A 20,912-nucleotide genomic window follows, 5' to 3' on the forward strand; every position below is an offset into this window, starting at 1 on the left:
CGGCGCCCGTCCGGATCCGCCCTGCGAGGGATTGCGCTTCCCGGCACGGTCGATAGGCTGGCGCGAGCGGCGCGCCCGATGCTGACGCGCCGTTCGGCACGTCGGTGGGGAGGCTCGGTGGGGAGTGGACTCGGCAGGTCGGCGCGCGCCGTCGGCGGCGTGATCGTCGGCGTGGTCGTCGCGGTCGTCGCGCTGAGCGGATGCATCGCGCAACCCGCCGCGACCCCGCCACCGGTCACCGTCTTCGCGACCGTCACGGCGACCCCCACGCCGCCGCCCGTCACCACGCCACCGCCCGCGGCTGCGCCCGAGCCCGTCGCGCCCGAGCCGGTGCCCAACGCGCCCGCTCCCGTCGTCGAATGGGGTCCGGCGTACGACACAGGCCCCCGACCGGGCGCGAACGGCACCCCGGTGCTCGACGGCAACGGCGTCCCGTACAGTTACGCCGTCGTCGAGGGCGACAGCTTCTTCGACATCGCGCAGCGCTTCGAGCTGCCGCAGCAGCAGCTCCTGCGCATGAACCCCCAGATCCACAACTACGGGGAGACGGTCTACATCGGCGACGTCATCAACCTCGACTGGACGAAGACGGGGTGATCCCGTGGTCGTGAGCGAGGTGGTCACCATCGCACCGTGGAATCCGTGGCCGCTGGTGTTCCCGGGCATCGTGCTCGTCGTGGCGGTCATGGCGTCATTCGTCGGCGGCCACTACCGCTCGAAGACCATGCGGGAGTCGGGCTACGCGCTCTTCGTGGTGGGCGGACTCGCGGCCGCGTGGATGACCTGGTCGATGTCCGGCCTCTGGGACGCGAGCGCCCGCGAGGAGGCGCTCGTGGCCGCCGGCTACGAGTCGCCGACCTTCTCGGGCACCACTGACGTGGTGGGGGGCGAGCTGCCGCCCATGGCGTGGCAGGCGATCCGCGACGGCGAGCGCGTGCGCGGCGTGCTGCATCCCCTCGACGGCGACCGGTGGGAGATCCGCGAGCTGCCCGAGTGACGTCGGACGGGGCCCGGGCGCCGTCGAGGTGAGCCGCACCGCCGTCATCGCAGCGCCAGCCTCGGCGAGCGACGTGCACGCCGACGACGGGCGACGGATGCCGCGACGGGCGGCTCCGGGTCGAGCGCGCGACGCTCGGCGATGAGTCGGCGGAGCTCGATCTCGCGCTCCGCGCGTGCGACGTCGGCGAGGTGTCCGTGGAACGACGTGAAGTCGGCCGAGTGCTGCATGGGGTCCCTCCCAGGTGGTGCGTGATGACCTCAGCGTGCGCGCTGAGGCATCCGTCGCCCATCGGGAGATCGCCGTATCTTCGGGCTGAGGCGGCCGGCTCGGGCCTGAGGTACCCGGGGCCTGAGGTACCCGGGGGCCAGAGCACTCCGCCGCGCTGCCGCTGCGCCCGTTGCGCCACGTCTACGGTGTCCGCGCCACTTGGACTGGCGCAGGGGATGTCGAAGTGGCGCAGACGCGGCGGGTCAGGGGACGACGCCCTCGAACGGGGTCGGCGCTTGGGCGTAGCGTGGACTCGTGCTCACTCCTCCGAAGACCGCGAAGCGACCGATCGAACGCGAGCACCACGGCGACGTGGTGGTCGACGAGTACGAGTGGCTGCGGGCCAAGGACGATCCGGCCGTCCTCGCCCACCTGCACGAGGAGAACGCCTACACGAAGGCCCGCACCGAGCACCTCTCGCTGCTGCAGGAGCAGCTCTTCGAGGAGATCCGGGCGCGCACCAAGGAGACCGACCTCAGCGTTCCCACCCGCGAGGGCGACTGGTGGTACTTCACCCGCACGGTCGAGGGCGCGCAGTACGGCATCCACTGCCGGGTGCCCGCGACGGGCGACGACTGGGAGCCGCCGGTGCTGCCCGAGACCACGGGCGACGAGCTGGCGGATGCCTCGTTCGAGCGGCTCCCCGGCGAGCAGGTGCTCCTCGACGACAACGTCGAGGCCGAGGGCCACGAGTACTACGCGCTCGGGAGCTTCGACGTGACCGCCGACGGATCGACGCTCCTCTACGCGATCGACGTCGAGGGCGACGAGCGGTACACGATCCGCCTGCGCTCGCTCGACGGCTCGGGCCGCGAGTACGACGACGTGATCGAGGGCACGGCCGCGGGCGCGGTGTTCGATCCGAGCGGGCGATACCTGTTCTACGCGACGGTCGACGAGTCGTGGCGGCCCGACACGATCTGGCGGCACGAGGTCGGCACCGCGGCATCCGACGACGTCTCGGTCTTCAGTGAGCCCGACGAGCGGTTCTGGCTCGGGGTGGGCATCACCCGCAGCCGGAAGTTCCTCATGATCGAGGCCGGGTCGAACGTCACGAGCGAGACCTGGCTGCTCGACGCCGACGATCCAGCGGGTGAGTTCCGCGTGGTGTGGCCGCGCAAGGACGGCGTCGAGTACGACGTCGAGCACGTCGTCGCGGGCGGCAAGGACCGCCTGCTGATCGTGCACAACGACGGCGCGGTGAACTTCGAGCTCGTGAGCGTCGCGGCATCTGACCCGCAGGGACCGCGACGGATGCTGCTGCCGCACGACCCCGCCGTGCGCCTCGAGGGCGTCGACGCGTTCCGCGACTTCGTGGCCGTCGAGTACCGGCGTGAGGGGCTGCCCAGGGTCGCGATCGCGAAGGTGCCGCCGGCCGGCATCCCCGCGACAGCGCCGACGGACGGTGCCACGCCCGACGACACGCTGCACGAGCTGCCGTTCGACGAGGCGCTGTTCTCGGTGGGCGTCGGCAGCAACCCCGACTGGGAGCAGCCGAGCCTGCGCATCGGGTTCTCGAGCTTCGTGACGCCGACCACGGTGTACGACGTGGTCATCGCGACCGGCGAGCGACGCCTGCGCAAGCAGCAGCCCGTGCTCGGCGGCTACGACCCGACGCGCTACTCGCAGCGCCGCGAGTGGGCGGTGGCCGACGACGGCACGCGCATCCCGATCTCGCTCGTGTACCGCGACGACCTCGTCGACCTCGGCGTGCCCGCGCCGACGCTGCTCTACGGCTACGGCTCCTACGAGCACTCGATCGACCCCGCGTTCGGCATCCCGCGGCTGTCGCTGCTCGACCGCGGCATGATCTTCGCGGTCGCGCACGTGCGCGGCGGCGGCGAGATGGGCCGGCTCTGGTACGAGCACGGCAAGAAGTTCGACAAGCGCAACACCTTCACGGACTTCGTCACGGTGGCCAGGCACCTCATCGACGAGGACGTCACCGCGCCCGACCGGCTGGTCGCGCAGGGCGGCAGCGCCGGCGGGCTGCTCATGGGCGCCGTCGCGAACATGGGACCGCGGTTCTTCTCGGGGATCCTCGCCGAGGTGCCGTTCGTCGACCCGCTCACGTCGATCCTCGACCCGTCGCTCCCGCTCACCGTGATCGAATGGGACGAGTGGGGCAACCCGCTCGACGACGCCGAGGTGTACGCCTACATGAAGTCGTACTCGCCGTACGAGAACGTGCACCAGAACCACTACCCGCCGATCCTCGCGGTCACCTCGCTCAACGACACGCGCGTGCTCTACGTCGAGCCGGCGAAATGGGTGGCGCGGCTCCGCGACGCAGGCGCCGATCCCCTGCTGAAGACCGAGATGGCGGCCGGGCACGGCGGCGTGTCGGGGCGGTACTCCGCGTGGCGCGAGCGCGCGTTCGCGTACGCGTGGGTCATCGACCGGGCGAAGGCGCACCCGACGGGCGAGTAGCGCGGTCGGCCTCGATGGCAGGAATCCGCCGTTCGCGGGCAGCGAGCACGGGTGACGGATGTCGGGGGCCGCTGCCAGACTGCCCCTCATGTCGATCCTCTCCGAGTTGAGCGAACGCGTTCCCGGCCGGGCATTCGGACCCGGCTCCACCGAGTACGACGACGGTCGCACCGTCTTCTACGGCCCCGGCGACCCCGAGGCCGTCTTCCGCCCCACGACCGCCGAGGAGGTCGCGGCCGCCGTGCGGGCGGCCGTCGACGCGAACCTCCCGATCGCCGTGCGCAGCGGCGGCCACGGCAGCATGCCCGCCACCGGCGGCGTGGTCATCGACATGGCCGAGTTCGACGGCGTCGACCTGCTCGACGGCGACCTGGTGCGGGTCGGCACCGGCGCCCACTGGGGCGACGTCGCGGCGGCGATCGCGCCGCACGGCCTCGCCATCACGTCGGGCGACACGCTCGACGTCGGCGTCGGCGGGCTGGCGCTCGGCGGCGGCATCGGCTGGCTCGTCCGCACGCACGGCCTCACGATCGACCTCGTGCGCGAGATCGAGTTCGTCACGGCCGCCGGTGCGGTGCTCACGGTCACTGCGGAGTCGCACCCCGACCTGTTCTGGGCGCTTCGCGGCGGTGGCGGCAACTTCGGCATCGCCACCCGCTTCGTGCTGCAGGCCTCGCCGGTCGGCGAGCTCGTCGGCGGCCACCTGCACTTCGACCAGTCGCAGGTCGGCGACGTGCTTCGCGCGTGGCGTGACATCACGCTCGCCTCCCCCGACGAGCTCAACTCCACGCTGATCGTGATGCCCGCGATCATGCCCGAGCTGCCCGCGGGCCCGCAGCTCGCCGTGGCGCTCCGCGGCACCGAGGAGGAGCTCCGCCGCCTGCTCGAGCCGCTGCTGTCGCTCCCGTCGATCACCGACGTGTCGCTCGGCCCCGTCGCGTACGCCGAGCTGCTCGAAGCGGCGCCGCCCGGTCGTCCGCCGTTCCAGTTCGTCGGCGGCAACGGCTTCGTCGCCGACGTCTCCGACGAGCTGCTCGCCGCCGCCGAGCGCGCCTACGCGGGGCCCGCGCCGACCATGGTCATGCTGCGTGCCCTCGGCGGCGCGTTCACGCGCGTCGAATCCGACGCGACAGCGGTCGCCTACCGCGACGCGCAGGCGTTCTTCATGGTCAACAGCCTGCTGCCGCTCGACGCTCCCGCGTCCGACGTCGCCGCGGTGCGGCTCGTCGTCGACGAACCGCTCTCGCACACGGCCGGGCACTACTCGAACTTCACGCAGGAGTTCGGCGACGACGTCACCGCGATCATCTACCCGCCCGAGACGCTCGCGCGCCTCAAGCGGGTGAAGGCCGACGTCGACCCCGACGACGTGTTCCGGCCGGCGCACCACATCACGCCGGCGTAGGGCTCGCCACCCGACAGGTCACCCCAGCGGCGGGTCCTCGTGCAGGTCGTCATCGGCCGGCGCGAGGACCCAGCCGGTGAACCGCACCTCGAGGTCGCCACGCAGCGGCGCGCACACCATGGGTCCGGCGGATGCCGCGGCGGCCGGGAACGGCGCGACGCGCAGCGTACGCCAGCCGCTCGACGCCGTGCGGGCGCGCAACGTGATGTCGTCGCCGAGCTCGCCGCTCCGGCTCGCGCGGATCGTGACGAGCTGCCCGGCCCACTCCGGCACCGGAGCCATCGACCAGTCCGACACCCCGTTCGTGACGACCGCACCCAGGTGCAGCACCCCGTCGGAGACCTCGAGTCCCGCCTTCACCCACTGCTCGTCGCCGACCCACAGCAGGATGCCCGCCTGGTCGTAGAGCGCGGTCAGCGCCGACGCGTCGAAGGTCACCTCGACCGCGGCATCCGCCGGCCACGGTGCCAGGAGGCCGTGCCCGTCGTCGTGGATGAACCCGTAGTGGGTCGTGCGCCAGTAGTCGCTGCCCTCGGCGGCGCGGACCACGAGGTCGTCGCCGTCCTGCCGGGTCGACACGGGGTCCCGCGTCCACCGCCCGGCCGTCCACTCCACCCGCCGTTGCTCCATGGGTCCACGCTAATGCGGCGAGCGCCTAGACTGCCCTCGATGAGCACCCCCGCGAGCAACCCGACGCGCGCAGTTCAGCAGGCGGATGCCGCCGATCATGCTTCGAGCGAGGTGCTCGCGCGCGTGGCATCCGATCTCGCCGATCGCTACGCGGGTGTGTTCTCGCCCGAGACCGTCGGCCGCTATGTGCGCGAGAGCCACGACCTGCTCATCGACCACTCGCCGCTCACCCGCTTCGTGCCGTCGCGCACGGCGACGTTCGCGGCGATCCGTCTCGAGGCGCTCGCGACCGAAGCTGCGCCGTCGCGTGACCGCCTCCCACGGGTGCTCTTCGTGTGCGTGCAGAACTCCGGCCGGTCGCAGCTGGCGGCCGCGATGCTCAAGCAGCTGGCCGGCGATCGCGTCCGCGTGCGCAGCGCGGGGTCGCGGCCCGCGAGCACGGTGAAGTCCACGATCATCACGGCGCTCGACGAGATCGGGCTGTCGCTCGGCGGCGAGTTCCCGAAGCCCCTCACCGACGAGGTGGTGCGCGTCCGACGTGGTCGTCACGATGGGTTGCGGCGACGCGTGCCCCGTGTATCCGGGAACCCGCTACCTGGACTGGGAGCTCGAGGATCCGGCCGGGCTGCCGATCGAGCGCGTGCGCGAGATCCGCGGCGACATCGAGCGGCGCGTGCGCGAGCTGATCCACGAGCTCGAGCTGTAGGCGCGGTTCGGGGCGGCATCACGTCCTCGTCGACCGCGGCCTCCGTCTCTCGGGGCGCCGCGGACCCGGTCAGCCCCAGGCGCCGAAGGAGTCGTCGAGCTCGTCGCGCTCCTCGCGCTTGCGGCGGGCCGCCTCGAGGTCGCGTGCGAGGTCGAGCGAGAGCCCCTCGAGGCGGTCGTCGCGCTCCAGCTCGTAGTCCTCGTCGACCTCGTAGCCCGTCCACTCGCGCGCGAGTCGCTGGTCGATGACGCCGGCGATCTCGTCCCACGCCTCGCGGCGGGCGCGCTCGGCGAATTCGGCGAGGTACGCGTCGTCGTTGCGGAGCTCGGTGAGCCGCGCCGCCACGGCGACGTTGATGCGCTCGCGCAAGCGGAGGTTCCAGGAATCCGCGCGGTGGTAGTCGTGCTGGTGCTCGGAGCGACCCTCGCGCTGCGCCGCGGACTCCCGCTCGGCCGCCGACCACTCCGCGACCTCGTCGAGCTCCACGACGAGCTCGTGCAGCACCTCGCGCGCGGCCGCGGCCGCCCGGTCGGCATCCCACGGCTCAGCGCCACGCAACGCCTCGACGATGATGCGGTTCTTCAGGGCCATGCGACCCGCGGCCTCTGCGACGAGGAGGCCCTCGGTGAAGGACTCCTCGAACGTGAGCGGCTCGACCTCGGGCAGGGCCTTGCGGTCGAAGGGCGTGAACCGCTTCCGCTCCTGCCGCCGCCGCCAGAACCGCATCGCGCTGCCCTTCGCCTCCGAACCCCCGCGTCCGAACGCCGGTCGGCGGTCGGAGAACGAGCCTATCGCGGGCGGGTGGACGCCCGTCGGGTGTCGGCGGTCGTGGGTAGCCTGCTCGCATGACGTGCGGGATCATCCTCGCCGACGGGCGCGCGTGCGACGAGCCCGTCGAGGCCGGCGCGCCCCTGAACCTGTGCACCGGGCACCTGCTCGAGGCGCACGATTGGGTGGCGCGGGCCGTCGGCACGACCGATCTGCTGCCGTCGCCGTGCCTCGCCTGCGGCTCGCGCATCGGGGTGCGATACCCGTCGGGGTGGGTGTGCGCCGAGTGCGAGTGGCGCGTGGGCGAGGTGCCCGACGACGAGCTCGATCGGCCGCGCGTCGAGGTGGTCTACTACATCCGCTACCGCGACCAGATCAAGATCGGCACGTCGGTCAATCCGCGCCTGCGGCTCGCGAGCCTGCCCCACGACGAGGTCCTCGCCTTCGAGCGCGGCGGTCGCGCGGTCGAGCAGCGGCGACACGTCCAGTTCGCGGCGCACCGGTTCGCGGGCACCGAGTGGTTCGCGGTGCACGACGCGCTGCTCGAGCACATCGCCGAGCTGTCGGCGGGGGTCGACGACCCGTGGCGCGAGTACGAGCGCTGGGTGCTGCGGCGGGTGGCGCTGCGCACGTCGTAGCGGCGGCACGGCGACGGATGCCGGCGATACCTCGAGTTGCGCCCGTGGATCCGCGTCGACATGAGCGACTGCAGGAACTTCCGGGCGAAACGCCGGTCGGGCGGCCGCTCACGGCGGCGTGTCGGCGAATTCTTCCTGCATCCGGGTCAGGTCGAGGTGGGTCGACGGCGACGGATGCCGCGGGCAGCGGCCCGGCGAGCACCGGGTTCTCGGGGTCGGCGCGCTCGGCCCGGGCTCACGGGCAGTAGAGCTGCGTGCGCTCCCCCGAGCGGTCGATGTCGTGCTCCGACATGGGTGCGCCGCAGAGCGGGCACGCCGCCGGGCGCGCCGCGACGGGCTCTTCGTCGTAGGGGCCGAGGGGCGGCGGCCCGATGTAGGGCAGCAGGCGGGCGTTGAGGCGCTCGATGAAGCCCGCGTAGCCGCGCGAGCCCGTGCGGTCGCCACGGGTGGGTCGTGTCATATCATTAGTGTACTAACTATTCGCACGCGATGCATACTGGAGCCATGGACGACCGACGAACGACGACCGCCACCGCTGACCCGGTGACGCCCGAGACGGCGGCGGCGAGCCAGATGGCGACCACCCCGAGGTCGGCGACCACCCCGAGGTCGGCGACCACCGTCGGCAACGCCGGCGTCGTGGCATCCGACGACCTGCTCGCCCTCGAGAACCAGGTCTGCTTCGCGCTGGCGGTGGCCGCGCGCGGCGTGATCGGGGTGTACCGGCCGATCCTCGAGCCGCTCGGGCTCACGCACCCGCAGTACCTCGTGATGCTCGCGCTCTGGGGCCGCAGCCCGCGCACCGTGCGCGACCTCGGCGAGGCCCTGCAGCTCGAGCCGGCGACGCTCTCGCCGCTGCTCAAGCGGCTCGAGGCGCAGGGCTACGTGACCCGCGAGCGCAGCGCCCGCGACGAGCGCGCGCTCGACGTCGCGCTGACGGACGCCGGGCGTGCCCTCCGCGAGCGGGCGCTCGCGATCCCGCCGCAGGTCGTCGACCGGCTCGGGATGAGCCTCGACGAGCTCGGCGCGCTGCGCGACCGCCTCGCCGAGGTGATCGCGGCGGTGCAGCGCGGCTGATCGGCCGCGCCGCGCTCAGCTCGGGACGAGCGCGGCGGCGCCGAACGAGACGCTGAACTGCACGCACCAGAGGTCGACGGTCGGATACGCGGCGAGGTCGACGTCGACGGGGATGTCGTAGAGCTGGTTCCCCTGGTTGCCCTTGATCATGCCGAGGTCGACGTAGGGGTGACCGCCTGCGGTGAACCAGCCGTCGAACCCCTCGATCACCGGTCCGGCGCTGAGCCACACGTGCACGTCGGGACCGTTCGTCGTCTGGAGGTCTTCGATCGCGAGCTGACGGGTTCCGTCGGGCAACTGGATCACGCGCACCGTGCCGGTCGTCTCGTGCTCGTGGCTGATGAGCGAGCCGCTCGACAGCTCGACGGGTCCCGCGGGTTCCGCCGGCGTCGACGGAAGCGGGGTGTCGCGGGCCACCGGCGGCGACGAGGAGTCGTCGCCCGCCGACGGTGTCGCAGCGGCCGTCGGCGACGTCACCGGGATCGCGTCGTCGACCCGCACGTCGATGAAGAGCAGCCACGGCTGGAACACGAGGGCTGCGATCACGGCGCCGGCCACGAGGACGCCGCCGATGACCCACCACCACACCCGGCGCCGGCCCGACCGCGGTGCTGCGGCATCCGTGGCGCGGTCGACCGGGTCGGGTGCGTCAGGCATCGGGATCGAACCCCTCGATGCTCCCGTCGGCCGACGCGTACTTCACGATGAGGCTGCAGTCCTTGCCGCCGTAGCCCTCGTCGATGAGCTGGTCGAACTGGTCGAGCGCGATGCGCGACGCAGGCAGGTGCAGCCCGGCGACGTCGCCCGCGGCGACCGCGAACGAGAGGTCCTTCTGCGCCAGCACGGTCGTGAACGTGGCGTCGAAGTTGCGGTTGGCCGGGCTCGTCGGCACGACGCCCGGCACCGGGTACCAGGTGCGCAGCGGCCACGAGTCGCCCGACGACACCGACGCGACCTGGAAGAAGGTCTCGGCGTCGAGCCCGAGCTCCGCCGCGAGCTGCGACCCCTCGGAGACGCCGAGCAGCGACACGAACAGCATGAGGTTGTTCGCGAGCTTCGCCGCGATGCCCATGGTCGGCCCGCCGACGCGGAACACGTGCCCGGCCATCGGCTCGACGAGCTCGGCGGCCTCGGCGACGGCCGCCTCCTCGCCCCCGAGCATGAACGTGAGCGTGCCGGCGTGCGCACCCGCGATGCCGCCCGAGACGGGCGAGTCGACGAAGCGGAAGCCGCGCGCGGCGGACTGGTCGTGCGACCACCGCGACGTCTCGACGTCGACGGTCGACGTGTCGAGCAGCAGCGCCGTCGTCGGAGCGGTCTCCCACACGCCGCCCGCGCCACCCAGCACCTCGCGCACGTGCTCGCCGCGTGGCAACGACGTGAATGCGGCATCGGCGCCCTGCACCGCGTCGGCGATCGAGTCGACGACCTGCACGCCGTGCTCGGCCGCGGCCGCTCGGCACGCCGGGTCGGGATCGACCCCGCGCACCTCGTGCCCCGCGGCGACGAGGTTGCCCGACATCGGGCCGCCCATGTGCCCCAGACCGATCCAGGCGATCGTCGCCATGGCCCCTCCCGACTTCATCGACGCGGAGTGCGGCAGGTGTCGCACCACGGGGTGCCCGCGTTTCCCACGATACGTTCGCGGCATCCGGCGGGCAACGGATGCCGCGGGCCGCCGCCGACCCTCAGAACCGGATCACCTGGCGGATCGCCCGGCCCTCGGCGAGCGTATCCATCGCGGCGGCGATCTCGTCGAGCGCGATGTGCGACGAGATGAGCGCCTCGACCGGCAGCCGGCCCTCGCGCCACAGCTCGGCGTAGCGCGGGATGTCCCGCGACGGCACGGCGGACCCGAGGTAGCTCCCGACGATCGTGCGCGCCTCGGCGGTGATCGTGAGCGGCGACACCTGCGCGAGCGCGGTCGGCGACGGCAGCCCGACTGTCACGGTGCGCCCGCCCGGCGCGGTCAGCGCGAACGCCGTCTCGAAGGCGCGCGGATGCCCCGCCGCCTCGACCACGAGCGGTGCGCGCAAGCCCGCCGCGACCGCCTCGTCGGGCGTCATCGCCGCCGTGGCGCCCAGCTCGCGGGCGCGATCGAGCTTCGCCGGGACGGCGTCGACGCCGATGACGCGCCCGTGCCGCAGCGACACCGCGGTGATGAGCGCCGCCATGCCGACGCCGCCGAGCCCGACGACGACCACGTCCTGTCCGGGCTGCACCGCGCCCGCGTTCACGACCGCCCCGCCGCCGGTGAGCACCGCGCAGCCGAGCACCGCCGCGACATCCGCCGGCACGTCGGATCCGACGACCACCGCCGAGCGGCGATCGACCACGGCGTGGGTCGCGAACCCCGAGACGCCGAGGTGGTGGTGCACGGGCTCGCCGCCGCGGTGCAGGCGGATGCTCCCGTCGAACAGCGTCCCCGCCGTGTTCGCGGCGGTGCCGGGCACGCAGGGCATGACGCCGCCGGTGCGGCATCCGTCGCAGTCGCCGCACCGCGGCAGGAACGCGGTGACCACCCGGTCGCCGACGGCGAAGCCAGCAGCGGATGCCGCGGCGCCGACCTCCTCGACGATGCCCGCGGCCTCGTGGCCGAGCAGCATCGGCACCGGACGCGGCCGATTGCCGTCGACCACCGAGAGGTCGGAGTGGCAGACGCCGGCCGCCTCGATGCGCACGAGCAACTCGTCGGGACCGGGCGCATCGAGCTGGAGCTCCGAGACGGTGATCGGCTTCGAGTCGGCGTAGGGCCAGTCGCGCCCGAGCTCCTCGAGCACGGCGCCCGTGATCGTGCGGCTGCGGGCGGTCGCGGTCGCGGCAGTGCCGGTGGGTTCGGTCGCGGTGGTTGTCGCTCCGGTCGCGGGTTCGGTCATGGTGACTCCTGAATCGAAGGACGCGACGAGTGGGCGGTCCCGGCGAATCCCGGCGCCGATGCCGCGCCGAGATCGCCCACTCGCGGGATGTGCGGGGAAGGTGAGGGAATCGTCGGGGAGGCGGACGCGCACGGATGCCGCGGCACGGCCGGTTCCGGAGTACCAGCCGCCCGCGGCATCCGCTGAGCCCTTACGCCTCGACCCGCTCGGCGAGCTTTTCGCGGTCGGCGTCGTCGATCGAGCGCAGCGAGATGCCCACCGTCTCGCGGAGCGCGATGACCGCGACGAGCGTGACCGCCGCGGCGAGCGCGAGGTAGATCGCCACGGGCACCCACGAGCCGTAGGTCGAAAGGAGCAGGGTCGCGATGATCGGCGCGAGCGATCCGGCGACGATCGACGTGACCTGGTAGCCGAGCGAGACGCCCGAGTAGCGCATGCGCGTCGGGAACATCTCGGCCATGATGGCGGGCTGGCCGGCGTACATGAGCGCGTGGATCATGAGGCCGAGGATGAGCACGCCGACGATGAGCCAGTCGTTCTCGGTGTCGAACAGCGGGAAGGCGATGAAGCCCCAGACGGCCGCGAGCACGGCGCCGGTCGCGTAGACCGGCTTGCGGCCGAGCTTGTCGCTGAAGCGGCCGACGACGGGGATCACCGCGAAGTGCACGACATGCGCGAACAGGATGAGCGTGAGGATCGTCGACGTGTTCATGCCGAGGTGCGCGGACATGTAGGTGATCGAGAACGTCACGACGAGGTAGTACATGATGTTCTCGCCGAAGCGCAGTCCCATGGCGGTGAAGACGCCGCGCGGGTAGCGCTTGAGCACCTCGAGCACGCCGTAGCGGGTGCGCTTGTCCTGCTCGGCCTCGGCCTGCGCCTCGATGAAGATCGGCGCATCGGTGACCTTGGTGCGGATGTAGTAGCCGACCGCGACGATCACGACCGACAGCCAGAACGCGACGCGCCAGCCCCAGCTGAGGAACGCCTCCTCGGAGAGCGTCCACGAGAGCGTGAGGAGCACGACGGTCGCGATGAGGTTGCCGGCGGGCACGGCGGCCTGCGGCCAGCTCGCCCAGAAACCGCGCTCCTTGTCGGGCGAGTGCTCGGCGACGAGGAGCACGGCACCGCCCCACTCGCCGCCGACCGCAAAGCCCTGGAAGAAGCGGAGCACCACGAGCAGGATCGGCGCGGCGTAGCCGATCGCGTCGAACGTCGGCAGGCAGCCCATGAGGAACGTACTGACGCCCACGAGGATGATCGCGAGCTGCAGCAGGCGCTTGCGGCCGTACTTGTCGCCGAAGTGGCCGAACACGATGCCGCCGAGCGGGCGGGCGATGAAGCCGACCGCGTAGGTGAGGAACGCCTTGATGATGTTGTCGAGCGGGTTCTCGCTCGGCGGGAAGAAGATCACGTTGAAGACGAGCGTGGCGGCGGTGGCGTAGAGGAAGAACTCGTACCACTCCACGATGGTGCCGGCCATCGAGGCCGCGACGACCTTGCGCAGTCCGCTGCGCGCGGTCGAGCCGGATGCCCCGGACGATGGGGATTGCTGGGACGTGCCCTGGGTCGAATTGCCGACGGCCATGGTCGACTACCTCCTTGTAGTTGGCGACGCGGGTTAGGGGGACGCGCTGCAGGCGATTCTCACCATGTGCACTGGTGAGCGGCAATCGCGTATCCCGCACAGCGGGTGTGCATTCCTGCACACTTGCCCGCGCGCCGAGCGCGTGGGTCGGGTCACCCGACGACGATACGCCGACCGCGGCCGGGTGCCGTCCGCATGGCTCGAGGGTGGGCGGGGTCCACCCGACGCCCGTCAGCCCGCGAGCTGCTCGCGGAACGCCGGCGGGCCGCCGGGCACGGCGCGAGCGGATGCCGCGGCGGCGACGAACCCGTCGGGACGCACGAGGTACACGAGCGACGGGTCGAGCCGTCGGTACGGGTCGGGCGGGAACGCGTGCGCCTCGAGCCCGAGCGACGCCGCGATGGCCCGCACCTCGGGCTCGTACGCGCCGTACACGTGCACCTGCCACGTGAATGACCGCAGCACCGCGAAGTTGTCGGGCTCGCCGCCGGTCCACGGCAGCCGGCGCCCGACGATTCGGTCACGGGTCGGGTGCCGCCACGACATCCGGTAGTGGATGCGGGTCTGCGAGAGGTAGCCGAACACCCGCGAGCCGCCCGCGATGCGTGGGACCACGCGCACGACGATCGGCCCGATGAGGGGCACGATGCGGCCGCGCACGAACCGGGCGATCCGGCCGTCGGACGTCACGACTGCGAACGCCCGGTCGGTCGTCGCGACGAGCGTGCGGCCGACCGGACGGCGCTCGGCCTCGTAGCGATCGAGGCGCGCATCCGGCATGCCGCGCACGAGCACGTCGGCGAACGCGCACGCGAGGTCGTGCGCCTCCTGCAGCCCCGTGTTCATGCCCTGCGCGCCGACGGGCGAGTGGATGTGCGCCGCATCGCCGGCGAGGAAGCACGGACCCTGGCGGAACCGCGCCGCGAGCCGGTGGTGCAGGCGATAGGTCGCGAACCATGAGGACTCGGCGTAGTCGACGCCGAACTCGCGGTGCACGAGCGCCAGCACGTTCGCCTCGCGCAGCTCACCCGAGGCATCGAGGTCGCGGTCGTGCACGACGCCGAGCAGGCGCATCCGCCCGGGCCCCATGGGAAACGCGAGCAGGAAGTGCTCGGCCGTGACCCGGATGTTCACGGCGCCTTCGACGAGCCCGGTCACGCCCGCCGCGTCGGCGACGTAGAAGGTGTGCACGTTCGTGATGCCCTCGAACGGGATGCCGAGCGCCTCGCGCACGCGCGAGTGCGACCCGTCGGCGCCGACGCAGTACCTGGCGCGCACGGTGACCGGCCCGTCTGGTCCGTCGAGCGTCGCGGTGACGGATGCCGCGCCGCCCTCGTCCCCGTCATGCACCTCGAGTCCCGCCAGCGCGTGCCCCCACCGCACCTCCCGACCGAGGTCGCGGAGCGCGTCGACGAGGAGCCGCTCGTTGCGACTCTGCTCGAACACGGTGAGCTCGGTGTACCGGGTCGTCCCCTTCCCGATCCCGCGGAGCTCGACGCGGCCGAACGCCCGCCGACCCGCTCCCGGCACGACCGTGACCGCGGGCGACCGCTCGGCGAGCACCCGGTCGACGAGGCCGAGCTGCTCGTAGAGCTCCATCGATCGGGCCTGCACGGCCAACGCCCGCGACTCGCGCGTCGGGCCGTCCTTGCCGTCGACGATGATCGCGTCGACGCCCTGCTTCGCGAGGCAGACGGCGAGCATGAGCCCGCTCGGGCCCGCCCCGACGACGAGCACGTCGGTGCGCAGCTCCTCGCCCCCGGCCATGCCTCCACTGTGGCATCCGCCGGCGACGGCGACCAGAGGGTGCCGCGCTCGGCCGACACATGCGCTGGGATGGACCGGACCGGCACCGACGGCCGACGCCGACGCCGACGCCGACGCGCGCGGCCCTACAGCAGGATCTCGTCGAGCGCCTCGACCTGCCGCCAGCCGGCCGCCGCCACCGTCGCGGGCATGCGGTCGGCCGCCACGAGCTCGGGCATGGACAGGCGCGTCAGCGCGGCGATGTCGGCGATCGGAACCTGGAACGTGCGGAACGGTCCGAGCGGCGGCGCCTCACCGGGCGCGGGCTCGCGCACCCCGGTGTCGACGAGTGGCGCCTGGTCGACGACGAAGCCGACCGCCGCGAGGGTGTCGTCGACGCCGGTGTTCCACGCCGCGATCTTCCAGAACCGCAGGGGCACCCGGATGCCGCGATACGGCGGGTCGCCCGCCGCGAGCACCGGCGCCGTGAACACGCTCAACCGCAGCCGGTGCGCCCTGGCGTGCTCGAGCACGTGGTCCTCCAGGCCGAGCCACAGCTGCTCGGACTGGTTGAAGCCCGACGCCTGCGGTGCGGCGTTCGTGTAGCGGAAGGTGTCGGCGTTCGCGCGCGCCGCGACGTCGAGCTGACCCCACACCGGATCGCGCCGCCGCACGAGGTGCCCGCGGTCGAGGTCGTTGTCGGCGTAGATCGCCGGGCCCGCCTGCCAGTCGACGGGGATGCGATCGTCGAACCGCCACCGGTCGCCGCGCTCGATCTCGACGAGCTCGGCACCGTCGACATTGACGCCCGTCACGCGCGCGAGGCGGCGCACGGTGTCGAGCACCACGGTGAAGTGCACGTAGTCGAGCTCGACCGAGCTCGCGGCATCCGCCTCGTCGACCCGCGGCAGCGCCGCGACCACCCCCAGGAAGCGCGCGTCGAAGCCCATGCGCCCACTCGACCACGACCCGCCGACACGTCGCGCGCGAACCGCCGAACCGCGCACGCGAACCGCGCTCGCACGCACACCCGCGAAGGGCCGACTGCGTTCGAACCGCCGGCACCCTCCCGGTCCCCGGTCCGAGCGGATGCCGACGGTCGGTCGCTGCCCTCAGACGAGGATGTCCTCGGGCGACTCGATGGCGCGCCAGCCCTCGACCCCGCGCGGCAGGTGCTCGGCGGCGACGAGGTCGGGCATGCTGAGCCCAGTCAGCGCGACGATGTCGGCGATGCGCACCTGGAACGTGCGGAACGGCCCGAGCGGCGGCACCGCGCCGAGCTCGCGCGGCAGCTTGTCGACGTCGACGAGCGGCGACTGGTCGACCACGAACCCCGTGGTGGCGAGGCCCGTGCCGTCGTGCCAGGCCTCGACCTTCCAGAACCGCAGCGGGATCCGGATGCCCCGGTACGGCGGGTCGTCGTCGGCGAGCACGGGACCCGTGAACACGCTGAGCTTCAGCTCGTGGACGCGGGCGTGCTCGAGCACGTGGTCCTCGAGGCCGAGCCAGAGCTCCCGCGACTGGTTGAACCCCGACGCCTGCGGCGCCGCGTTCGTGAACCTGAACGTGTCGGTGTTCGCCCGTGCCGCCTCGGCGGGCTCTCCCCACACCGGGTCGTTCCGGCGCACGAGGTGCCCGCGGTCGAGGTCGTTGTCGGCGTAGACCTCGGGTCCCGCCTGCAGCTCCTCGGGGATCCGGTCGTCGAAGACCCAGCGGTCGTCGCGCGGCACCTGCACGAGCCGGGTGCCGTCGATGTTCACGCCGGTCACGCCCGCGAAGCGACGCGTGGTTTCGAGCATCACCGTGAAGTGCTCGTAGGCGAGCTCGACGGATGCCGCGGCCTGCGGGTCGGGCATCGTCGGCATCGTCGCCGGCACGCTCAGGAATCCGGGGTCGAAGCCTGCGGCCTCGCCCGTCGCGGCGTCGGGCGGGACGTCCGGTGCGCCGGTCACGTCCGCGCGGGTCTTCGTCGATCGCTCGTCGATGTCCATGATGTGCCTCCGTGCTCCGGGCCGCGCCCGGCCCCACGACTCTGAGGGTTCCTCAGGACAGGTCTACCCCTCCGGTGTGGAGCCGGCATCAGGGGTCGCACGGAGTCGCGGCGGAACGGCACGTCGGACCGCGCACAGGTGTCTGCACGGAATCGCCACGAGTGCCACGGTCCATTGCGTCGATCGAGGTTTCGATGACCCTTCCGTGCGCATTGCGCAGCGATCGCTCGCGAATTTTGCGGATGCGCCGACGTGTGACACGCTGCTGGCTGCCCCCCGACCCACACCCGCGCCGAGCGAGAGGATGCCGCGTGCACGCCGAGCCCCTGACGTCGAACCCGACCCGCATGCACGAGGTCTCGAGCGAGACCACGCGCCTCGTGGACCTCGTGCTCGACTACTCGCGTCGCCGGATGCTCTCGAGCGACACCCCGCTCGACAAGCCGAGCACCGAAGCGGACCTCGCGCGGCTCGCCGGCCGCACGATCGACGAGCGCGGCATCGGCGCCGGCCGCGCCCTCTCGCTGTTCGAGCACGTGCTCGCGCCCGCCTGCATCACGACCGACCATCCGCAGTACCTCTCGTTCATCCCGACCGCGCCCACGAAGGCCGCGATCGCGTTCGACCTCGTCGTGTCCGCGAGCGCCCTCTACGGCGGCTCGTGGCTCGAGGGCGCGGGCGCCGTCTACGCCGAGAACGAGGTGCTCGCCTGGCTCGCGAACGAGTTCCGCCTGCCCGCCACCGCCGGGGGCGTGTTCGTGCAGGGCGGCACACTCGGCAACCTCTCGGCGCTCGTCGCCGCGCGCGAGCACGCCCGAGCGACGCTGCACGAGGCCGGCACGGATGCCCCGGGCCGCTGGAAGGTCGTGTGCAGCGCCGAGGCGCACTCGTCGATCGCGTCCGCGGCGCGCGTCATGGACGTGGACGTCGTGCCCGTGGCCCCCGGGGAGGACGGGATGCTGCGCGGCGACGCCGTGCGGGCCGCGCTCGAGGAGCACGGGGCATCCGTGTTCGCCGTGGTGGCCACCTCGGGCTCGACGAACTTCGGCATCGTCGACGACATCGCCTCGATCGCCGCGCTGAAGGACGAGCACGACTTCTGGCTCCACGTCGACGGCGCCTACGGCCTCGCGGCGATGCTCTCGCCGCTCGCGCGCGACCGGTTCGCGGGCGTCGAGCGCGCCGACTCCGTCATCGTGGACCCGCACAAGTGGCTGTTCGCGCCGTTCGACGCGTGCGCGCTCATCTACCGCGACCCTGAGACCGGACGCCGCGCGCACACGCAGCACGCCGAGTACCTCGACACGCTCACCGAGACGAGCGAGTGGAGCCCCTCGGACTACGCCGCCCACCTCACGCGCCGGCCCCGCGGACTGCCGCTCTGGTTCTCGCTCGCCACCCACGGCGCGGCGGCCTACCGCGACGCGATCACGCACTCGCTGCAACTCGCGCAGGACATCGCCCGCGAGATCGCCTCACGCGACGGCTTCCGCCTCGTGCGCGAGCCGCAGCTCTCGGTCGTCGTCTTCGAGCGCGAGGGCTGGACGAAGGCGGACTACGACCGCTGGTCGGCGCGCCTGCTCGACGAGCAGCGCGCGTTCGTCACGCCGAGCTCGCACGCGGGTCGCACGAACACCCGCTTCGCGATCGTGAACCCGACGACGACGTTCGAGCATCTCGTGGCGATCCTCGACACGATGGCCTGAGCTCGAGCGGATGCCGCGGGCTACTCGAGTTCGCGCAGCCGAGCCGCCACCCCGAGCCCCTGCGCGCTCCGGCGCTCGTAGCCGACCGGTCAGCGAGGAGTTGACCAGCGCGGCCTGACGCGCGGCCGCGCGCGTGGATCCGCCAGTCGAAGGATGCCTCGCGCGACACGCCGACCGCAGCTCGGCGTGTCGCGGCATCCGTCCTTCGACTCGCGAATCGACGGCGACAAGCCGACCACCACCATCCGATTCAACATTGAACTTATCGGTTCAGTGTTATACACTGAACCACATGGTTCAGCAACAGGCACTCGATCGGGCGTTCGCCGCCCTCGCCGACGAGACGCGGCGCAACATCCTGACGCGCCTCGGCGACGGCCCGGCGACGATCACCGAGCTGGCCGAGCCGGCGGGCATGACGCTCACCGGCATCCGCAAGCACGTCGACGTGCTCGAGGCGGCGGGCCTCGTCACCACCGAGAAGGTCGGCCGCGTGCGGCAGGTCCAGCTCGGCACCGAGCGGTTGGACGACGCGATGGCATGGATCAGCTTCTACCAGCGACTCTGGGAGCGCCGCCTCGACGGCCTCCAGGTCTACTTCACCCTCAGGAAGGGAACGGAATCATGAGCGACATCGACACGAGCGAGACCATCGGGCTGCGGATGACGCGGGAGCTCCCAGCGACGCCCGAGGAGGTCTTCGACGCCTACACCGACGCCGAGAAGCAGAAGATCTGGTACTCGATCCTCGATGAGGAGCCGGGCATCGTCGAGATCGAGGTCGACCTCCGGGTCGGCGGCAGGCAGGTCGCGGTGTGGGGTCCCAACCGCGACACGCTGTTCCGCGAGGAGCAGGTGTTCCTCGAGATCGACCGCCCGCACCGGCTCGTCACCGAGTCGTCGGGCAGCGACCCGAGCGGGCAGACCATGACCACGCACGTCGTCGTCACCTTCGAGGCGATCGAGGCGGGCACCCTCGTCACCGTCGAGCAGACCGGCTTCCCGACGCCCGAGATCCGCGACTTCTTCTCGACCATGGTGTGGGTCGGCGCGTTCGACCGCATCGAGGCGTTCCTGGTTCGGGGTTAGCGACCCGCGGTCGCGATGCGCGCGGCCAGGGCGCTCGTCGGGGCCACCCCGGCGAGCGCGGCCGCGCCGTCGAGCGGATGGGCCTCGCCGATCCGCACGTCGGCGGTCGGCACCTGCTCCAGCACCGCCGCCGTGAAGGCGCGGGCGAGCGCGGTGCCCCCGAAGACCCCGCCGATGGCGCGCACGCGCGGGGCTGCGGCATCCGCTTCGCCCACCCGTCGAAGGCCGGCGACCACGGATGCCGCGAGCTCGCGCCCCGCGGCCTCGACGATCGCGCCCGCGACGGCATCGGTCTCGGCGAGATCGGCCACCGGACGCGCATACGCCGCGATGCGCCCGACCCGCTCGGGATCGGACTGCAGGTCGATGTACGCGCGCTCGAGGTCGGGGAAGTCTGCGGCGACGATCGCCGTGAGTGCGGTGGGCGCCCCGCGTCCGTCGTGGGCGCGCATGACCGCGTCGAGCGCGGCGCGGCCGAGCCAGTAGCCGCTCCCCGCGTCGCCGATGAGGTAGCCCCAGCCGTCGACCCGCGCGACCTCCGAGGCGCCGACCGCGAGGGTCACCACGCCGGTGCCCGACGCGACCACGGCGCCGCGCTCGTCGCCGAGCGCGCCGAGGTACGCGGTGATCGAGTCGTGCGCGAGGTGCACGCTGCGAACGCCGAACGCCGACGCTGCGGCGAGGAGATAGCCCGCGTCGGCGACGTCGTCGGTGAGGCCCGAGACGCCGAGGCCGACGGTCGTGGCGGCGCGATCCTGCTCGAGCGCCTGCTCGATCACGCGGGCGAGCTGGGGCAGCAGCGGCAGGTCGGTGCGGATGCCGGGTCCGGCCCACTCGCTCGCACCCGCGGCATCCGCGTGGCGCACCTTGATGCCCGACTGGCCCGCGTCGATCGCGAGCGAGCCGCCGGCCGGCGCGCCGCCGGCGCCATCCGTTCCCCTGAGCATGGCGTCATGCTATCGGCGGGGCTGCCGGCGCGCGGGCGGTCGCTCGTA

22 protein-coding genes and 1 pseudogene are annotated in these 20,912 nt (G+C 72.5%); 11 read left to right on the plus strand and 12 right to left on the minus strand.

All coding sequences use genetic code 11. The features are described from left to right. Positions 1-117 precede the first annotated feature (117 nt). Positions 118-597: a LysM peptidoglycan-binding domain-containing protein gene (locus tag FYC51_RS07440; protein ID WP_148732966.1), complete on the plus strand. Its 480-nt coding sequence runs from the start codon at positions 118-120 to the stop codon at positions 595-597. A 10-nt stretch (positions 598-607) separates the two neighbouring features. Continuing rightward, positions 608-997 (plus strand): hypothetical protein, encoded by a 390-nt coding sequence (locus FYC51_RS07445; protein ID WP_148732967.1) that lies wholly within the window; start codon positions 608-610, stop codon positions 995-997. 44 nt (positions 998-1,041) lie between these two features. On the opposite strand, the gene FYC51_RS07450 is transcribed toward FYC51_RS07445, so the two are convergent. Continuing rightward, entirely contained in the window at positions 1,042-1,227 is a 186-nt protein-coding gene (locus tag FYC51_RS07450) for a hypothetical protein (protein ID WP_148732968.1), read from the minus strand. A gap of 295 nt (positions 1,228-1,522) precedes the next feature. Between FYC51_RS07450 and FYC51_RS07455 the strand changes: the two genes are divergently transcribed. Both FYC51_RS07455 and FYC51_RS07460 read left to right on the plus strand, forming a co-directional pair. Beyond that, positions 1,523-3,697 carry a S9 family peptidase gene (locus FYC51_RS07455; RefSeq protein WP_148732969.1) on the plus strand — a complete coding sequence of 725 codons (2,175 nt, stop codon included), beginning with the start codon at positions 1,523-1,525 and terminating at the stop codon, positions 3,695-3,697. Between the two features lie 88 nt (positions 3,698-3,785). Next, on the plus strand, positions 3,786-5,102 hold the full coding sequence (locus FYC51_RS07460) for an FAD-binding oxidoreductase (protein WP_187432532.1): 1,317 nt from the start codon (positions 3,786-3,788) through the stop codon (positions 5,100-5,102). Between the two features lie 18 nt (positions 5,103-5,120). Here the strand turns inward: FYC51_RS07460 and FYC51_RS07465 are convergent, their stop codons facing one another. Continuing rightward, complete coding sequence (locus tag FYC51_RS07465) at positions 5,121-5,732, minus strand: DUF1349 domain-containing protein (RefSeq protein ID WP_148732971.1); 612 nt, start codon at positions 5,730-5,732, stop codon at positions 5,121-5,123. A 39-nt stretch (positions 5,733-5,771) separates the two neighbouring features. Between FYC51_RS07465 and FYC51_RS19805 the strand changes: the two are divergent. Together FYC51_RS19805 and FYC51_RS19810 are read left to right on the plus strand one after the other, a co-directional pair. Beyond that, positions 5,772-6,197: pseudogene (locus tag FYC51_RS19805) on the plus strand (three-helix bundle dimerization domain-containing protein); the annotation flags it as partial. Positions 6,198-6,306: 109 nt separating this feature from the next. Further along, entirely contained in the window at positions 6,307-6,438 is a 132-nt protein-coding gene (locus tag FYC51_RS19810) for a low molecular weight phosphatase family protein (protein ID WP_338014705.1), read from the plus strand. 69 nt (positions 6,439-6,507) lie between these two features. Here FYC51_RS19810 and FYC51_RS07475 read toward each other — a convergent pair whose 3' ends face one another. Continuing rightward, complete coding sequence (locus FYC51_RS07475) at positions 6,508-7,164, minus strand: hypothetical protein (RefSeq protein WP_148732972.1); 657 nt, start codon at positions 7,162-7,164, stop codon at positions 6,508-6,510. A 119-nt stretch (positions 7,165-7,283) separates the two neighbouring features. On the opposite strand from FYC51_RS07475, the gene FYC51_RS07480 reads away from it, so the two are divergent. Further along, entirely contained in the window at positions 7,284-7,844 is a 561-nt protein-coding gene (locus FYC51_RS07480) for a GIY-YIG nuclease family protein (RefSeq protein ID WP_148732973.1), read from the plus strand. A gap of 235 nt (positions 7,845-8,079) precedes the next feature. Here FYC51_RS07480 and FYC51_RS07485 read toward each other — a convergent pair whose 3' ends face one another. After that, positions 8,080-8,304: a hypothetical protein gene (locus tag FYC51_RS07485; protein WP_148732974.1), complete on the minus strand. Its 225-nt coding sequence runs from the start codon at positions 8,302-8,304 to the stop codon at positions 8,080-8,082. Positions 8,305-8,498: 194 nt separating this feature from the next. Between FYC51_RS07485 and FYC51_RS07490 the strand changes: the two genes are divergently transcribed. Further along, positions 8,499-8,921 carry a MarR family winged helix-turn-helix transcriptional regulator gene (locus FYC51_RS07490; RefSeq protein ID WP_420797242.1) on the plus strand — a complete coding sequence of 141 codons (423 nt, stop codon included), beginning with the start codon at positions 8,499-8,501 and terminating at the stop codon, positions 8,919-8,921. Positions 8,922-8,936: 15 nt separating this feature from the next. Here the strand turns inward: FYC51_RS07490 and FYC51_RS07495 are convergent, their stop codons facing one another. From FYC51_RS07495 to FYC51_RS07525, 7 genes are all read right to left on the minus strand, one after another. After that, the gene (locus FYC51_RS07495) at positions 8,937-9,578 is read right to left on the minus strand and encodes a DM13 domain-containing protein (protein WP_148732975.1); all 642 of its coding nucleotides are present in this window, start codon (positions 9,576-9,578) and stop codon (positions 8,937-8,939) included. Continuing rightward, the gene (locus FYC51_RS07500; RefSeq protein WP_148732976.1) at positions 9,571-10,488 is read right to left on the minus strand and encodes an NAD(P)-dependent oxidoreductase; all 918 of its coding nucleotides are present in this window, start codon (positions 10,486-10,488) and stop codon (positions 9,571-9,573) included. Before FYC51_RS07500 ends, FYC51_RS07495 begins: the two co-directional genes overlap by 8 nt. 121 nt (positions 10,489-10,609) lie before the next feature. Further along, positions 10,610-11,797, minus strand: a complete 1,188-nt coding sequence (locus FYC51_RS07505) for an alcohol dehydrogenase catalytic domain-containing protein (protein WP_148732977.1) — start codon at positions 11,795-11,797, stop codon at positions 10,610-10,612. A gap of 190 nt (positions 11,798-11,987) precedes the next feature. Then, on the minus strand, positions 11,988-13,385 hold the full coding sequence (locus tag FYC51_RS07510) for an MFS transporter (RefSeq protein WP_148732978.1): 1,398 nt from the start codon (positions 13,383-13,385) through the stop codon (positions 11,988-11,990). Between the two features lie 231 nt (positions 13,386-13,616). Further along, positions 13,617-15,152, minus strand: a complete 1,536-nt coding sequence (locus FYC51_RS07515) for an FAD-dependent monooxygenase (RefSeq protein WP_148732979.1) — start codon at positions 15,150-15,152, stop codon at positions 13,617-13,619. 125 nt (positions 15,153-15,277) lie between these two features. Beyond that, positions 15,278-16,081, minus strand: coding sequence for a DNA/RNA non-specific endonuclease (locus FYC51_RS07520; protein ID WP_148732980.1), 804 nt, complete (start codon positions 16,079-16,081; stop codon positions 15,278-15,280). A gap of 162 nt (positions 16,082-16,243) precedes the next feature. Continuing rightward, positions 16,244-17,122, minus strand: a complete 879-nt coding sequence (locus FYC51_RS07525; protein WP_238476256.1) for a DNA/RNA non-specific endonuclease — start codon at positions 17,120-17,122, stop codon at positions 16,244-16,246. A gap of 347 nt (positions 17,123-17,469) precedes the next feature. Here FYC51_RS07525 and FYC51_RS07530 point away from each other — a divergent pair, with 347 nt between their 5' ends. The 3 genes from FYC51_RS07530 to FYC51_RS07540 all read left to right on the plus strand — a co-directional run bounded on the left by FYC51_RS07530 (position 17,470) and on the right by FYC51_RS07540 (position 19,917). Continuing rightward, positions 17,470-18,828, plus strand: a complete 1,359-nt coding sequence (locus FYC51_RS07530) for a pyridoxal phosphate-dependent decarboxylase family protein (RefSeq protein ID WP_148734184.1) — start codon at positions 17,470-17,472, stop codon at positions 18,826-18,828. 292 nt (positions 18,829-19,120) lie between these two features. Then, complete coding sequence (locus FYC51_RS07535) at positions 19,121-19,456, plus strand: ArsR/SmtB family transcription factor (RefSeq protein ID WP_148732981.1); 336 nt, start codon at positions 19,121-19,123, stop codon at positions 19,454-19,456. After that, positions 19,453-19,917, plus strand: coding sequence for an SRPBCC family protein (locus FYC51_RS07540; RefSeq protein ID WP_148732982.1), 465 nt, complete (start codon positions 19,453-19,455; stop codon positions 19,915-19,917). The genes FYC51_RS07535 and FYC51_RS07540 overlap by 4 nt, the downstream gene beginning before the upstream one ends. Here the strand turns inward: FYC51_RS07540 and FYC51_RS07545 are convergent. Beyond that, on the minus strand, positions 19,914-20,864 hold the full coding sequence (locus FYC51_RS07545) for an N-acetylglucosamine kinase (protein ID WP_148732983.1): 951 nt from the start codon (positions 20,862-20,864) through the stop codon (positions 19,914-19,916). The genes FYC51_RS07540 and FYC51_RS07545 overlap by 4 nt on opposite strands. Positions 20,865-20,912 lie beyond the last annotated feature (48 nt).

The sequence above is a fragment of the Agromyces mariniharenae genome (genome assembly GCF_008122505.1).
Lineage (GTDB): Bacteria > Actinomycetota > Actinomycetes > Actinomycetales > Microbacteriaceae > Agromyces > Agromyces mariniharenae.

Excerpts from the sequence above, each read along its gene's own strand:
- FYC51_RS07545 (WP_148732983.1), bottom strand. The coding sequence starts at position 20,864 with ATGCTCAGGGGAACGGATGGCGCCGGCGGCGCGCCGGCCGGCGGCTCG.
- FYC51_RS07510 (WP_148732978.1), bottom strand. The coding sequence starts at position 13,385 with ATGGCCGTCGGCAATTCGACCCAGGGCACGTCCCAGCAATCCCCATCG.
- FYC51_RS07475 (WP_148732972.1), bottom strand. The coding sequence starts at position 7,164 with ATGCGGTTCTGGCGGCGGCGGCAGGAGCGGAAGCGGTTCACGCCCTTC.
- FYC51_RS07485 (WP_148732974.1), bottom strand. The coding sequence starts at position 8,304 with ATGACACGACCCACCCGTGGCGACCGCACGGGCTCGCGCGGCTACGCG.
- FYC51_RS07465 (WP_148732971.1), bottom strand. The coding sequence starts at position 5,732 with ATGGAGCAACGGCGGGTGGAGTGGACGGCCGGGCGGTGGACGCGGGAC.
- FYC51_RS07520 (WP_148732980.1), bottom strand. The coding sequence starts at position 16,081 with ATGGGCTTCGACGCGCGCTTCCTGGGGGTGGTCGCGGCGCTGCCGCGG.
- FYC51_RS07515 (WP_148732979.1), bottom strand. The coding sequence starts at position 15,152 with ATGGCCGGGGGCGAGGAGCTGCGCACCGACGTGCTCGTCGTCGGGGCG.
- FYC51_RS07495 (WP_148732975.1), bottom strand. The coding sequence starts at position 9,578 with ATGCCTGACGCACCCGACCCGGTCGACCGCGCCACGGATGCCGCAGCA.
- FYC51_RS07450 (WP_148732968.1), bottom strand. The coding sequence starts at position 1,227 with ATGCAGCACTCGGCCGACTTCACGTCGTTCCACGGACACCTCGCCGAC.
- FYC51_RS07480 (WP_148732973.1), top strand. The coding sequence starts at position 7,284 with ATGACGTGCGGGATCATCCTCGCCGACGGGCGCGCGTGCGACGAGCCC.
- FYC51_RS07540 (WP_148732982.1), top strand. The coding sequence starts at position 19,453 with ATGAGCGACATCGACACGAGCGAGACCATCGGGCTGCGGATGACGCGG.
- FYC51_RS07525 (WP_238476256.1), bottom strand. The coding sequence starts at position 17,122 with ATGGACATCGACGAGCGATCGACGAAGACCCGCGCGGACGTGACCGGC.
- FYC51_RS07505 (WP_148732977.1), bottom strand. The coding sequence starts at position 11,797 with ATGACCGAACCCGCGACCGGAGCGACAACCACCGCGACCGAACCCACC.
- FYC51_RS07500 (WP_148732976.1), bottom strand. The coding sequence starts at position 10,488 with ATGGCGACGATCGCCTGGATCGGTCTGGGGCACATGGGCGGCCCGATG.
- FYC51_RS07460 (WP_187432532.1), top strand. The coding sequence starts at position 3,786 with ATGTCGATCCTCTCCGAGTTGAGCGAACGCGTTCCCGGCCGGGCATTC.
- FYC51_RS07530 (WP_148734184.1), top strand. The coding sequence starts at position 17,470 with ATGCACGAGGTCTCGAGCGAGACCACGCGCCTCGTGGACCTCGTGCTC.
- FYC51_RS07535 (WP_148732981.1), top strand. The coding sequence starts at position 19,121 with ATGGTTCAGCAACAGGCACTCGATCGGGCGTTCGCCGCCCTCGCCGAC.